This window comes from Mycoplana sp. ABR4_002 (assembly GCF_056159645.1).
The window spans coordinates 200,605-214,727 of record NZ_JBSWVO010000002.1 but is presented as its reverse complement, the minus strand read 5'-3'; the positions used below and the strand labels follow the sequence as shown (position 1 = coordinate 214,727).

Below are 14,123 nucleotides of genomic sequence, written 5' to 3'. Positions count from 1 at the left end.
ACATGAGCCAGCACCAGGCAACCGCCCCCGGAACCCCGAATGCGACGGAGATCCTCGCCGATTGGGTCGTCGGCATCAAGGGTAGCGACATCGCGTCCGACGTGCGCCGTGAGGGACTGAGAACCTTCGTCAACTGGGTCGGCTGCGCCGTCGGCGGCGCGAGCCACGAAACGGTCGAGCGGGCGCTTGCCGCGGTGAGGCCATTTTCCGGCAAGGAAACGTCCACCGTGCTCGGCCGCAGCGAAAAGCTCGACGCGCTGCACGCGGCCCTGCTAAACGGCATCACGTCCCACGTGCTCGACTACGACGACACCCACCTCAAGACGATCATCCATCCGGCCGGCCCTGTCGCCTCCGCGCTTCTAGCACTGGCCGAAATGCGGCCCGTCTCCGGCTACGATCTCCTGACGGCGCTGATCATCGGCATCGAGGTCGAGTGCCGGATCGGCAATTGCGTCTATCCGCACCACTACGACCGCGGCTGGCACATCACCGGGACGGCCGGCGTCTTCGGCGCCGCCGCCGCCGTCGGCAAGGTGATTGGCCTCAACCCGCAGCAGATGCGCTGGGCCTTCGGGCTTGCCGCCACGCAGTCCTCTGGCCTGCGAGAGATGTTCGGCACCATGACGAAGAGCTTCCACCCCGGCCGTGCCGCACAGAACGGCATGTTCGCCGCTCTGCTGGCGGAAGCGAACTTCGACAGCTCGGAGCGGGCGATCGAGGCGCCGCGCGGATTCGCGAACGTGATGTCCGACAAGCAGGACTACAGCGAGATCCTCGACGACCTCGGCACCCGCTGGGAATCGGCGCTCAACAGCTACAAGCCCTTTGCCTGTGGCATCGTGATCCATCCGACCATCGACGGCTGCATCCAGTTGCGCGACGAACTCGGCGAGGAAAAGGTCCGCCAGATCCGCTCCGTCGTGCTGACCGCGCATCCCCTCGTTCTCGAACTCACCGGCAAGACGGCGCCGAAGACGGGGCTCGAAGGCAAGTTTTCAGTCTATCACGCCGCAGCGGCAGCCCTTCTGAAGGGTGATGGCGCGCCGACCGCCTTTACCGACGAACTGGTCAACGATCCGGAGATCATTGCCCTTCGCGACCGCACCAGGGCGACCGCCGACAAGAATTGCCACGAAGCCTCGGTCGACATCCTCGTTACCTTCGAAGACGGATCGACCGTCTCCAAGCGCGTCGAGCGCGCAATCGGCTCGAAGGACGTGCCGCTGACGGACGCACAGATCGATCACAAGTTCACGGTCCAGTCGGCGCTCGTCGTCGGCGAGGCCGTGACGAAGGCGCTGCTTGAGGCCGCGTGGAAGCTCGAGGGCCTCGCAGACGCGGCAGACGTCGCGCGCGCCAGCATTCCCGTATCCACCTCCAAGACGGCAGCAGCAGAATGAACCAGGTACAGAAGAAATCCTCTCTCCGAATCGGCATCCTCGAAGGCGACGACATCGGCCATGAGGTGGTGCCGGCCTCCGTCAGGATCGCCAGGGCGGCGGCGGAAGCAACCGGCATGACCATCGAATGGCTTGAGGTCCCGATCGGCCGACGCGCGCTCGAGACGCATGGTCATACGATGCCAGACGGCACGCTCGAGACGCTCGGCACGCTCGACGGCTTCATCCTCGGCCCGATTGGCCATCGCGAATATCCGAAGGTGCCGGAGGCGATCAATCCGCACCCGATCCTGCGCAAGCGCTTCGATCTCTTCGCGAACGTGCGCCCGACGCGCTCGTTCCCGGGCATCGGCTGCCTGCACGACGACATCGACATGGTGATCGTGCGCGAGAACAACGAAGGCTTCCAGCCGGACCGCAACGTGGTAATGGGCTCCGGCGAGTTCCGCCCGACGCATGACGTGACGATCTCGGTGCGTGTCATCACCGTCGAGGGTTCGTCCAAGGTGGCACGCGCCGCCTTCGAGATCGCCCGCTCTCGTCGCAAGAAGCTAACGCTCGTTCACAAGAACACGGTGTACAAGCTCGGCTGCGGCATGTTCGTCGACAGCTGCTACCAGGTGTCCAAGGACTTCCCCGACGTCGAGGTCGACGAGGTGATCGTCGACACCATGGCAATGCGGCTTGTGCGCGACCCGCAGAGCTTCGACACCGTCGTCACCACCAATATGTTCGGCGATATCCTGACCGACGAGGCGGCCGGTCTCGTCGGCGGGCTCGGCATGGCGCCGGGGCTGTGCATCGGGCGCGGATCGATTGCGATGGCGCAGGCGACGCATGGCTCGGCACCGGACATCGCCGGCAAGGGCATCGCCAATCCCTTCGCCATGATCGAATCGACCCGCATGTTGTTCGACTGGATGGGGCACCATCACGGAATCGCCGCAGCGACCGAGATGTCGCGCCTGATGAAAGCCGGGATCGACGCCGCCCTTGCCGATCCGGCCACCCGCACGCCCGATATCCGCGGCACGGGCACGCAGGCCGACATGGTCAACGGCATCCTGCGCGGCATGGAGGCGGCACATGCGCACGCATAAGATCGCGGCAATCGGCGGCGACGGCGTCGGACCGGAGGTGATCGCGGCCGGGCTTTCGGTCCTTGAGGATCTGGCCAGGCGTGACGGTTTCACGCTCGAGGTCACCCGCTTCGACTGGGGCTCGGACTACTACCGTCGGACGGGCCGGATGATGCCGGCTGACGGGGTGGAACGGCTGAAGGAATTCGATGCCATCTATTTCGGCGCAGTCGGCGATCCGGACATTCCCGACCATATCACGCTCTGGGATCTCCGCCTCGCGCTCTGCCAGGGCCTCGACCAGTATGCCAACGTGCGGCCGACCAAGCTGATCGGCGGAATGCGCGGGCCTTTGCGACCGGAACTCGGAGAGCAAATCGACTGGGTGATCGTGCGCGAGAATTCGGAAGGCGAATATGCCGGTGTCGGCGGGCGCGCCCATGCCGGCCTGCCGATCGAGCTTGCCATGGATGTCGCCGTCTTCACGCGGGCGGGCGTCGAACGCATCTGCCGCTTCGCCTGCGAGACCGCCATGGCGCGGCCCCGCAAGCGGCTCACCGTCGTCACAAAGTCGAACGCCCAGCGCCACGGCATGGTGCTCTGGGACGAGGCCTGCCGCCATGTCCTCAAGGACTTTCCGGAACTCGACGTGGACTGGAAGCTGGTCGACGCCATGGCGGCGCTGATGGTCACCAAGCCCGGCAATTTCGACACGATCCTTGCCAGCAACCTGCACGCCGACATCCTCTCCGACCTCGCCTCGGCACTGACGGGGAGCCTCGGCAACGGCGCAACCGGCAATGTCGATCCGTCCGGCCAGCATCCGTCCATGTACGAACCGATCCACGGCTCGGCCTTCGACATCATGGGCAAAGGCATCGCCAATCCGATCGGTGCGTTCTGGACCGGTGCGATGATGCTGGAAGGTCTCGGCGAAGCGGCGGCCGCCGAAAGGCTGATGGCGGCGATCGAAGCCGTCAGCCTTTCGGGACCGCATACGCCGGACCTGGGCGGCCAAGCCGATACGCGGGCGGTCGCCGACGCCGTCCTGAATGCCACAAGACGAGGACACCAATAGCAATTGCAGCTTACAATTCCATTGTTTATTGCCTACAATAGCAGTCGTATACGATGGAAGATGCCATGTACCAGGAAACGAAGGTTGAACGGAACGAACTCACGGTGCTGAGAACGTCTTCGTTGACAGGCGTGCTAGAGCGCGAACTCGAGCACCTCATCCTAACCGGCGAGTTGAAACCTGGCGAGCGTCTTAACGAGATCCAGCTTTCGACCCGTTTCGGCACCAGCCGGGGGCCTCTGCGAGAGGCTACGCGCAGCCTTCAGGCCAAGGGCCTGGTCGAGAGCATCCGCAACCGCGGCGTGTTCGTGCGCGCTGTCTCGCCGACGGAGGCGCTCGAGATCTACGAGGTGCGGGCGGCGATCTTCGGCCTTGCGGGGCGCCTGCTCGCCGATCTCGTGACAGACCATATGCTGGCCCGGCTCAACGCCTATCTTGACCAGATGGACGAGATCGCCGCGAGCAAGAACTTCGATGACTACTATCCTGTCAACCTTGCCTTCCACGACTACCTCGTCACCGCGACCGGCAATGGCACCCTGGTCAAGGAATACAAGGGTTTCGTCAATAAGCTGCATCTGGCTCGGGCGCGCGGCCTGGTCCAGGCCGGCGGGCTTTCGGTGTCCAACCGCGAGCATCGCGAGATGGTCGACGCGCTGGCCTCAGGCAACCGTGAACGCGCGCAGGAGGCCTTCTTCCGCCACGTCGAGCGCTCGAAGATCCGCTTCCGCTCGACACTCGGCAATGGCGAAACTGACGTCTGATTTCATCGAGAAGAGCCCGCTCGGCATTCTCGTCGCGAATGTCGACAGTGGCCCCGATGCCAATCACGTCCCGTTCGAGCTCGACAGGAAGCAGGGGATGTTCGGTGTGTTGCATTCGCATGTCGCACGCAAGAACCTCGTCTGGCAGGAGCTGTCCTCGTCATCTTCCGCTCGGCTGATGCCTAAATCTCCCCTGGCTGGTATCCGAGCAAACGCGAGACCGGCCGACAGGTACCGACCTGGAACTACATCGTCGTGCACGCCCGCGGTCGCGCGATGGTCCGCGACAGTGGATCTTATGTCCGCGGAATGGTGGCGCGGCTGACCCGCACCCATGAGGCAGCCCAGTCGAAGCCCTGGCGCATGACGGACGGACCCAAGGACTTCATCGACATGATGCTGAAGAATATCGTCGGCATCGAGATTGCGATCACGCGCCTTTCCGGCAAGTGGAAACTCAGCCAGAACAAGGAGAGCAGAGATATCCACGGCGCGGTGGAGGGACTCAAGGATCAGGGAGAGACCGTGATAAGCAACGAAATGCTGGCCGGCATTTGAACGCAATAGGCTGAACTCGGATTGCGGCCGTCAATCTGCGCCATGCAGTACAATCCAGCCTCAATCCAGGTCTATCGCATTCATCCCAACAACAGCTTCCGCGAACTGAACGAACGAAGCTGTCGCTTTCCTCTTGTAGCCCACGCAACATTCTACGGGAAAGCCAGAGTGAGAGACGCGGAAAGCCGCCTTCCGGCTGTCAACTCATTGACTGATTGCACCAGCGATCGGCAATCGATGCGGAAATGTCGGTAGAGATCACCGATCGTACCCGTCTGACCGAAGTGCTCCACGCCGTGTGAGATCGTCCGGTGCCCGGCCACGCCGCCCAGCCATGACAAGGTTGCCGGATGGCCGTCGACGACGGTGACCAGCGCGCAGTCGCGCGGCAGCGGATCGAGCAGCCGTTCGACATGGCTCATCGCTGTGGCGTTGCCTCGCGCGCGCTCCCGCTGCGCGGCCGTCCATCCGGCATTGAGACGGTCCGCCGAGGTTACTGCGAGCACCCCGATGTCCCGCCTCACCTCGCCGATCAGGCCAGCGGCGGCAATCGCCTCGTCGGCGACCGCACCCTGATAGGCGATGACGACCGAACAGTTCGGCCCGGGCTTGCGCAGCCAGTAGGCGCCATCGATGGCGCCCTGCCGGAAGTCGTTGTCGATCCGCTGCACCGGCTGCTCGAGTGGCTTGGTGGTGAGGCGCAGATACACCGACCCGCCGGTCTCGTCGCGCAGCCAGGTCCGCTCGTCTCTCTGCCCTTCGCCGTCGCGCTGGAGATAGTCGAAAGCCCATTCCATGATCACGGCGAGCTCGTCGGCAAAGGCCGGCTCGAAGGCGGCCAGCCCATCCTGGCTCATGCCTATCAGCGGGGTCCCGATGGACTGGTGCGCGCCGCCCTCGGGCGCCAGCGTCACGCCCGAGGGCGTGCCGACTATGATGAACCGCGCATCCTGATAGCAGACATAGTTGAGCGCATCGAGGCCGCGACAGACGAACGGATCATAGACCGTGCCGACCGGGATCAGCCGCTTGCCGAACAGGGAATGGCTGAGGCCGGCGGCACCGAGCAGCAGGAAGAGGTTCATCTCGGCGATGCCTAGCTCAACGTGCTGCCCCTGCGGCGTGAACTCCCACTTGGCGGTCGAAGGGATGCGGTGCTCGATGAAAGCGTCCGCCATCGCCTCGCGTGCGAACAGCTTGCGCCGGTTCACCCAAGGTCCGAGGCTGGTTGTTCCGGTAACGTCCGGCGACGTCGTCAATATGCGGTCGGCCAGCTTGCTCTTACCCTTGGCGAGATCGTCGAGGATCTTGCCAAACGCCGCCTGGGTCGAGACTTCGCGCGACGTCTCGATTTCGAAAGACGGCACGTCCAGATGCGCATCGCCATAGCGCCGCCGCCCGTGCGAGAAGAACGGGACTTCGGCGAGAAAAGCTTTTAGCCCGGCGGTGTTCCCGACATTGGCGAACGGGTCCCACTCTTCCCCGGCAGCAATTCCCATATGTGCCTGCCAGTCCGCGAACTGCTTGCTGTTCATCAGCCCGCCATGATTGTCCTTGTGACCAGCGATGGGAGTGCCCCAGCCCTTGATCGTGTAGGCGAGAAAGCATGTCGGGCGATCGTGGTTGATGGCGGCGAAGACGTCCGACATCGTCTCCACGCAGTTGCCGCCGAGGTTTTCCATCAGCGCGGCAAGCTCGGCGTCGCTGCGGCGGTCGATGAGAGCGGATATCTCTCCCTGGTCGCCGAGATCATTCATCAAACGCGTTCGCCACACCGCACCGCCCATGAAGGTCAGCGCCGCATAGTCCTGATTTGGGCAGCGGTCGATCCAGTCGCGCAACTGGGCTCCGCCCGGCTCCTGGAAGGCTGCGCGCTGCAGGGCGCCGTATTTGACCCGCACGACCTCCCAACCGAACGCGTCGAAGATCTTCTCTACGCGCTCGAACAGCCCCTCGCGAACGATGCCGTCGAGGGACTGGCGATTGTAGTCTATGATCCACCAGCAATTGCGCAGATCGTTCTTCCAGCCTTCCTGCAGGGTTTCGTAGATGTTGCCCTCGTCCAGCTCGGCGTCGCCCATCAATGCGACCATGCGGCCAGGCGTCAGGTCGGCGCCCCAGTCCTTGCCCTTTATGAAGTCCTGGACGATCGATGCCAGCGCGGTAATGCCAACACCGAGCCCGACCGAGCCGGTGGAGAAATCGACGTCATCGATGTCCTTGGTCCGGCTCGGATAGCTCTGGACACCGCCATAGCCGCGGAAATTCTCCATCTTCTCCCGCGTCTGGTTCCCCATGAGATAGTGCATCGCATGGAAAATCGGTGACGCGTGCGGCTTCACCGCCACGCGATCCTCGGGCTTGAGCGCTGAGAAATAGAGCGCCGTCATGATCGACACCATGGAGGCCGAGCTCGCCTGATGGCCACCGGTCTTGATGCCGTCCACCTTGGGGCGGACATGATTGGCGTGGTGTATCATCCAGTGCGAAAGCCAAAGCAGTCGCTGTTCTATGGTCTTGAGGTACAGGCGTCGGGAGTCGGTCATCGATACGTCCAAAGCTACTTGGATGGAGGTTTCGCTTTACGGCGGGAGGAGCCTAACCCTCCCGGTAATAATAGCTGTAGCCGTTGATCGCCGGGGCGCCACCGAGATGCGCGTAGAGCACCCTCGACCCTTCCGGAAAGAAGCCCTTGCGGGTCAGATCGATCATGCCCTGCATCGACTTGCCCTCATAGACCGGGTCGGTGATCATCGCCTCGGTGCGCGCGGCAAGCCGGATGGCGTCGTTGGTCTCCTCAGAAGGAACGCCATAGGCTGGATAGGCGTAGTCCGGATTGATGACGATCTCTTCCTCGCGAACCTTGCGGCCCAGCCCGACCAGTTCGGCCGTGTTGTTGACGATCGACCGCACCTGTGCCCTGGTCTGATCGAGCGTGCCGGAGGCGTCGATCCCGATCACCCGGTCGGCGCGATCCTGCGCGGCAAATCCAACGATCATGCCGGCCTGGGTAGAGCCCGTGACGACGCACACGACAACGTAGTCAAAGGTGAAGCCCAGCGCCTTTTCCTGCTCCGCAACCTCCTCGGCGAAGCCGACATAGCCGAGCGCGCCGTATTTGTGCACCGAGGCGCCGGCGGGGATCGGATAGGGACTGCCGCCGGCATCCTTGACCGACTGGATCGCGTCTTCCCAGCTCCTGCGGATGCCGATGTCGAAGCCGTCGTCGACGAGGCGGCTATCGGCGCCCATCAGGCGTGTCATCAGGATGTTGCCGACCCGGTCATAGACGGCGTCATAGTGCGGCACCCATTTTTCCTGGATCACGACGCACTTCATGCCGATCTTGGCGGCGGTCGCGGCAACCATGCGCGTGTGGTTCGATTGTACGCCGCCGATCGAGACCAAGGTGTCGGCGCCTGAAGCGATTGCGTCCGGCACGATATATTCCAGCTTGCGCAGCTTGTTGCCGCCCATGGCCAGACCGGAATTGCAGTCGTCGCGCTTGGCGTAGATCTGCACCTTGCCGCCCAAAGCCTCGGTCAGGCGGGGCAGGTGCTCGATCGGGGTCGGGCCGAAGGTGAGTGGATAGCGTTCGAATTTTTCGAGAAGGGACATCGGGGTCTCCGGAGACAGTGGATCAATGTTTGCATGTCCTCAACAGAGTATCCCTACCTTCTTGAAAGGTGCTTCCGAACTTGCCCTGGAAATTGCAAATTTTAGCAGGATAGCTATATTCCATGGCTAACTTTGCTATAAAATGGATGAAAAATGGAAGATTCCTTCACGCCCCTTCTGGACCGTACTGATCTGCGCATTCTGCGGACGCTCCAAGCCGAAGGGCGCCTGACCAATGCGGAGCTCGCCAGCCGGGTGAATGCCAGCCCCGCGACCTGCCATCGACGTACCCAACGCCTGTTCGAAGAGGGTTACATCACCGGTGTTCGGGCCGAAATTGCTCCGGCCGCAGTCGGTTTGGGGGCACTGGTCATGGTCGGCGTGGTGTTGGATCGATCGACACCGGAGAGCTTTGCAGAATTCGAGGGCGCGGTGCTCGAACTGAAGGAGGTGCTCGACTGCAATCTGGTGGCCGGTGACTTCGACTACCTTCTCAAGATCCGCGTTCGAGACATGGCGGATTTCAACAAGCTGCACGGGCACAAGCTCATCGCTCTGCCGGGGGTCAGGCAGACGCGGACCTTCTTCGTCATGAAGAACGTGAAGGACAATGCGCGCCTTCCGTTCTGAGGCGCGGTGCGGCGGATTTGCGTGGTGTTGCAAAACGGGCGAACCGATCGCGCTTGAGGACCTCAACCCGGCCGACGTCTCCCTTGTACGCAACGGACGACGTCCCCCTCGTCCTCGCCGCGAGCGCGGCCGGATCGATCCTGCTCAAGGCCAATCTCGATGGGTACTACAGCCGCGGCATCGACAGGATCGTTGCTTGGCGCGGCGTTCGCAACGCCATATCGTTGGCCGGAACGCAATAGTAGCTCTGCGGATCGATGAAAGTGTTGCGCTTGACCTCGCGGAGAATCGTCGAGTGTGCCGGCAATCCGCCAGCGGGCGATCTTGCGGCGGTCGTAGGGAGTAGGTGCGTTCCATGTGCTGTCCCTCGCGAGAGATAGGCCGTTGCTATCTCTCACAAGTCGCACTTCAAACTTGACCCCATCTAAACCACTCGCCAAATCAGGTAACACAACTATGCTGCGAGTTGTGGAGTCCGACTTGGCGAATGCGTCACCGAACCGGCAGATTTCGGGCCCCGCCAGCGGGCGCCTGAAAGACGCAACATTTTGGAAGCCATCGTCAGCAGGCAAGCCTGGCGCCCGTCTGCGGATCGAAGAAGTGCGCCGCCCCCGGCAGCGGGCGCAGCCTGATCCGACGCCCGGGCGCGAGATCGAAGCGCTCGCGAAAGGCCCCGACGACCTCCGTTCCGGCCAGTCGCGTCACCACCTGGGTTTCCGCCCCCGTGGGCTCGACCGTCACGACCACGGCCTCGACACCGCTCTCGTCGGCGACGAAATGTTCCGGGCGGACACCAAGGGTGACCGGCATTCCGTCGGACGAGGCCGGCAAGCCGCCCCTGACGGCGATGACAGTTCCGTCGGCGGCACGAAATTTGCCGCCGAACAACTGCCCATTGATCAGGTTCATCGTTGGCGATCCGATGAAGCCGGCGACGAAGGTATTTGCCGGCCGGTCGTAGAGTTCCAGGGGTGCACCGATTTGCTCGACATGGCCGTCGCGCATCACGACGATCCGGTCGGCCATCGTCATGGCCTCGACCTGATCGTGCGTAACGTGAACCGTGGTCGTGCCCAACCGCTGATGATTGAGCTTGATTTCCGTGCGCATCGATGCACGCAGCTTGGCATCAAGGTTAGAAAGCGGCTCGTCGAACAGGTAGACGGCCGGATCGCGTACCATCGCCCGCCCCATGGCCACGCGCTGGCGCTGGCCGCCGGAGAGGTGCCGCGGGTATCGTTTCAGATAGGGTGTCAGGCCAAGGCTTCCCGCGACCTCGCCAACCCGTTTGGCGGTCGATGCCCGATCCGCGCCCGCCAGCCTCAGCGAGAATCCCATGTTCTCTTCGACGGTCATATGCGGGTAGAGCGCATAGGACTGGAACACCATCGCGACATCCCGATCCTTCGGCGCCGCACGGTTCATGACCTTTCCGTTGATCGAGATCGTACCCGACGTGATGTCCTCGAGACCGGCGATCATCCTGAGAAGCGTAGACTTCCCGCAACCGGATGGGCCGACGAGAATGACGAACTCTCCCTTCTCGATAGTGAGGGAAACGCCATGTATCACCTCCAGATCACCATAGGCCTTCTTGACATTATTGATGCTCACGGCACCCATGTGGCGGGATCCTTTCAAATTTGGCGGCCTCACGGCCGAGGTCGTCGAAGTAGCGGTCAGCCCGTGACCGCGCCAGCTGTCAGTCCGCGAACGAAGTACCGTCCGACGAACGCGAAGATGAGCACCGCGGGAAGGGTCGTCATGGAGGCGCCCGCCATCAGCAACCCCCAGTTAATGTAGTAGCCCCCCATCACCGCGTTCAGCCCCATAGGCAACGTCTTGAGGTCGTCGGAGACGATCAACTGGGACGCGAAGGCGAATTCGGTCCACGAAAACACGAAAGCATAGAGCATGATCGTACCGAATCCCGGTGCCAGCAGCGGAATGTGGACCTTCCAGAAGATCGTCAGAGGGCCGGCGCCGTCCACCGCGGCGGCCTCGTCGAGCGCCCGCGGTATGGCATCGAAGAACCCGCGCAGCAGCCAGACGCAGAACGGCGAGGCAAAGGCGACGTTGATGATGACCAGGCCGAACAGGGAATTGACCAAGCCGAGCTTCGCAAGCAGCGAATAGACCGGGATCAACAGCAGGGTCGTCGGCACGAGATAGATCAAAAGCATCGCCTTGCTGATCACCGCCGCGCCACGGATGTTGAGCCGGTAGATCGCATAGCCTGCGCAGACGCTGATGGCGGCGGTGATCAGCATTGTCCCGATCGACACAATCAGGCTGTTCGTCAGATAGACAGGATACTTCGTATCCTGGAAAAGCTCGCGATAGTGGTCCAACGTGAACGTGTGCGGAAAGAGCGTCGGCGCGGGCTGAATAATCTCGTGCGTTTCCTTGAACGAGGCCGACACGATCCAGTAGAGCGGTCCGATGACGAGCAATACCAAACCGGCCCAGACGGCCCACCGGACGAAGACGTTAAGGTAGGAGGTTCCCATCCTGGTCAATCCTTCTTCGGTGCCATCAGTTTCGTGAAGGCCGCGGCAAAGATGCCGAGCAGCACGATTGATACCGCCGCCATCGCTGCGGCCCGGCCGATCCTCATACCCTTGAATGCGGTGTCGTAGATGTGGACCGGAAGCGTCAGCGTGCTTCCGGATGGCCCCCCGCGGGTCGTCAGGTAGATCGTATCGAAGACATTGAGCGTCCAGAGACTTCCCACCAGCCCGAGCGCGAACATGACCTTAGCGATCGACGGAAGAGTGATGTATAGGAACTGCTGGAACGCGTTTGCGCCATCGAGCTTGGCGGCCTCGTAGAGTTCGCCTGGAATGTTTTGCATGGCGCCGAACATGACGATCGCGGTCAGCGGGAACCAGTGCCAGGTATTGGCGATGATCACGCCGATCATCGCGAACTCACGGGTGCCGAAGATGTTGAGCGGCTCCGCGATGAGACCGAGACCGATCAGAATGTAATTGAGAATTCCGTAGTTGGCATTGAACATCCATTGCCAGATGACAGCCACGGCGACGGTCGGGATCACCCAGGGCAACAAGATCCAGATCCGCGCCTGGCGTGCCGGCCGCCAATCGAGGCGGATCAAAAGCGCGGCCGAAAAGGCGACCACTGTCGCCACAATCATGTTGCCGACGAGCCAGACCAGAGACTTCCACGCCGCCGACCAGAAGTCCGCGGACGAGAGCACGACCATGTAGTTACCGAAGCCGATGAATGCGCTTGGTGCGCCGACTATGCGCGTGTTGGTCAGACTGAGGTAGAAGAGGTTGATCATGGGATAGATCAACACCACCATCAGCCAGAGAACCAGCGGCAGGACAAACAGATAACCGATGGCCGCGGGGGAAAGTGCGGGCCACAAGCGGCGCCACTTGGCCCCGTTTCCGATCCGCCTCGAGGTCGTGTAGACATCGCTCACTGTCATCGCCTTCCATTCTTGTATTGCTGCTGCCGCGCGCCAGGAGCGCGCGGCCATGGCCCGTCGAAATCTCTATTCGATCGCCGCTTCCATCTCCTTGGCACCCCAAGCGACTGCGGCCTCGGGCGTCTCCTGGTCGACCACCACCTTCTGGATCACCTGGGCAATGATGTTTTGACCGGCGATCGGGCCGATGTTCATCTGGTACATGCCCGACGTGAAGCCGTAGAGCCCTCCGGAAAGCGACTGCTCGGCAAGCAGGGCGGTGCACTCCGGCCATGTGGTGAGCGAAGGCTCGGAAAGCCAGGAATCAAGCTCGAATCCGCCCTCCGTTACCGGCAGGAAGAGGCCGGGTTCGGCATTGAGCAGCGGACCGTAGTTCTCGTCCTCGAGGAGAAATCGTATGAACTCGGCCGCAGCCGCCTGCTTTTCCGGATCGTCGGTTAGAACCATTGCCGCATTCGATGCGTAGTGGCTGCCGGGCTGCCCATCCTCGGCCGGCTGCGGGATCGCGGCACAGCCGAGATCCTCAGCCGGCGCGCCGGAATCCTTGAGATAGATGCTGAGCATGATGCCCTTGTCGACGAGCATGGCGGCAGCGCCGCTATTGAATGCGGCTTCGGGCTCGCCCCAGGCATAGCTCGTGCTGTCGGGTGCCGCATAGGCGAGGAGGTCGGTGTAGGTTCTGACGGCACGTACCGAGTTGGGATTGTCGAAGATGACCTGACCGTCCTTGTCGAAAAGATCTTCCCCCTTATTGGTCTTCAGGAACGAGAAGAAGGTCTGATCGGTGGCCGTGGTCTTCGAGGCCGGCAGCGTAATTCCGTAGCGCTCGCCATTGGTGAGCCTTTCAGCATAATCCTTGACTGCCTCCCACGTCTTCGGTGGTTCATTGATGCCTGCCTCGGCGAAGGCACTCTTGCGGTACCACAACAACTGCACCATGCCCCAGAGCGGGACACCCCAGTAGTCGCCCTGATCGTAGTAAGGCGCCTTGGCCGAGTCGAGGAAGCGGTACTGCGCGTCTAGCTGGTCCACCAGGGGCGTCACGGGCTGCACTGCGCCGGTCGCACGGATATAGGTCCCGAGTTCAGGCATCGCCATCAGAATATCGGGACCAGTGCCGCTGCTGATGGCGGCGGGGGCGACCTGGAAGATGGTGCCCCAATCCTGCACCTCCTGGCGGACGCGGATCGTTGGATTGGCCTCGTTGAAGGCGTCGATCAGCTCCTGATAGCGCGCAACGCGATTTGACGGCGACTCCTGGTGCCAGAAGACCAGCTCGACCGGCTCCTGCGCGAGCGCGGTTGATCCAGCCAGCAAGGCCGCTGCGGTAAAGACACTGGAAATGAGGTTGTTCTGGATTGCCACGATCAGGTTCCCCCTTTGGATTTCTGCTGCTGCGTTACCGCATCCCGTCGGTCACGAATTAACAATAAAAACGTTTTTTAGAATTTGCAAGTTGAAATTTTTCACGCCTGCGCGCGCCAAGCTCTCAATGGCTGGATATGGACAAAAAAACGTTTCTATTATAATGCTGTT

13 protein-coding genes and 1 pseudogene are annotated in these 14,123 nt (G+C 62.1%); 8 read left to right on the top strand and 6 right to left on the bottom strand.

Features of this window, described 5'->3' with window-relative positions; genetic code table 11:
- The first annotated feature begins 2 nt into the window (after positions 1–2).
- From ACXAGF_RS21270 to ACXAGF_RS21245, 6 genes and pseudogenes are all read left to right on the top strand, one after another.
- Complete coding sequence (locus ACXAGF_RS21270) at positions 3–1,403, top strand: MmgE/PrpD family protein (RefSeq protein ID WP_475019535.1); 1,401 nt, start codon at positions 3–5, stop codon at positions 1,401–1,403.
- Positions 1,400–2,503: an isocitrate/isopropylmalate dehydrogenase family protein gene (locus ACXAGF_RS21265; RefSeq protein WP_475019534.1), complete on the top strand. Its 1,104-nt coding sequence runs from the start codon at positions 1,400–1,402 to the stop codon at positions 2,501–2,503. The genes ACXAGF_RS21270 and ACXAGF_RS21265 overlap by 4 nt, the downstream gene beginning before the upstream one ends.
- Positions 2,490–3,560 (top strand): tartrate dehydrogenase, encoded by a 1,071-nt coding sequence (locus ACXAGF_RS21260; RefSeq protein ID WP_475019533.1) that lies wholly within the window; start codon positions 2,490–2,492, stop codon positions 3,558–3,560. The genes ACXAGF_RS21265 and ACXAGF_RS21260 overlap by 14 nt, the downstream gene beginning before the upstream one ends.
- Positions 3,561–3,625: 65 nt before the next feature.
- On the top strand, positions 3,626–4,324 hold the full coding sequence (locus ACXAGF_RS21255; protein WP_475019532.1) for an FCD domain-containing protein: 699 nt from the start codon (positions 3,626–3,628) through the stop codon (positions 4,322–4,324).
- Positions 4,305–4,445 (top strand): annotated as a pseudogene (locus ACXAGF_RS21250) (FMN-binding negative transcriptional regulator); the annotation flags it as partial. The gene ACXAGF_RS21255 and the pseudogene ACXAGF_RS21250, both read left to right, overlap by 20 nt.
- A 65-nt stretch (positions 4,446–4,510) precedes the next feature.
- On the top strand, positions 4,511–4,882 hold the full coding sequence (locus ACXAGF_RS21245; RefSeq protein WP_475019741.1) for an FMN-binding negative transcriptional regulator: 372 nt from the start codon (positions 4,511–4,513) through the stop codon (positions 4,880–4,882).
- A 152-nt stretch (positions 4,883–5,034) separates the two neighbouring features.
- Here the strand turns inward: ACXAGF_RS21245 and ACXAGF_RS21240 are convergent, their stop codons facing one another.
- Together ACXAGF_RS21240 and ACXAGF_RS21235 are read right to left on the bottom strand one after the other, a co-directional pair.
- Positions 5,035–7,428 carry a 1-deoxy-D-xylulose-5-phosphate synthase N-terminal domain-containing protein gene (locus ACXAGF_RS21240; RefSeq protein WP_475019531.1) on the bottom strand — a complete coding sequence of 798 codons (2,394 nt, stop codon included), beginning with the start codon at positions 7,426–7,428 and terminating at the stop codon, positions 5,035–5,037.
- A gap of 52 nt (positions 7,429–7,480) precedes the next feature.
- Positions 7,481–8,500, bottom strand: a complete 1,020-nt coding sequence (locus ACXAGF_RS21235) for a 1-aminocyclopropane-1-carboxylate deaminase (RefSeq protein WP_475019530.1) — start codon at positions 8,498–8,500, stop codon at positions 7,481–7,483.
- 153 nt (positions 8,501–8,653) lie between these two features.
- Between ACXAGF_RS21235 and ACXAGF_RS21230 the strand changes: the two genes are divergently transcribed.
- Positions 8,654–9,130: an Lrp/AsnC family transcriptional regulator gene (locus ACXAGF_RS21230; RefSeq protein WP_475019529.1), complete on the top strand. Its 477-nt coding sequence runs from the start codon at positions 8,654–8,656 to the stop codon at positions 9,128–9,130.
- An 83-nt stretch (positions 9,131–9,213) separates the two neighbouring features.
- Complete coding sequence (locus ACXAGF_RS21225; protein ID WP_475019528.1) at positions 9,214–9,372, top strand: hypothetical protein; 159 nt, start codon at positions 9,214–9,216, stop codon at positions 9,370–9,372.
- Positions 9,373–9,691: 319 nt separating this feature from the next.
- On the opposite strand, the gene ACXAGF_RS21220 is transcribed toward ACXAGF_RS21225, so the two are convergent.
- The 4 genes from ACXAGF_RS21220 to ACXAGF_RS21205 are packed head-to-tail and all read right to left on the bottom strand — an operon-like array spanning position 9,692 to position 13,952.
- Positions 9,692–10,753, bottom strand: a complete 1,062-nt coding sequence (locus ACXAGF_RS21220; protein WP_475019527.1) for an ABC transporter ATP-binding protein — start codon at positions 10,751–10,753, stop codon at positions 9,692–9,694.
- 56 nt (positions 10,754–10,809) lie between these two features.
- Positions 10,810–11,640 carry a carbohydrate ABC transporter permease gene (locus ACXAGF_RS21215; RefSeq protein ID WP_475019526.1) on the bottom strand — a complete coding sequence of 277 codons (831 nt, stop codon included), beginning with the start codon at positions 11,638–11,640 and terminating at the stop codon, positions 10,810–10,812.
- A gap of 5 nt (positions 11,641–11,645) precedes the next feature.
- On the bottom strand, positions 11,646–12,638 hold the full coding sequence (locus tag ACXAGF_RS21210; RefSeq protein WP_475019525.1) for a carbohydrate ABC transporter permease: 993 nt from the start codon (positions 12,636–12,638) through the stop codon (positions 11,646–11,648).
- A 15-nt stretch (positions 12,639–12,653) separates the two neighbouring features.
- A complete protein-coding gene (locus ACXAGF_RS21205; protein WP_475019524.1) occupies positions 12,654–13,952 on the bottom strand; it encodes an ABC transporter substrate-binding protein in 1,299 nt (432 codons plus the stop codon).
- Between the last annotated feature and the right edge of the window lie 171 nt (positions 13,953–14,123).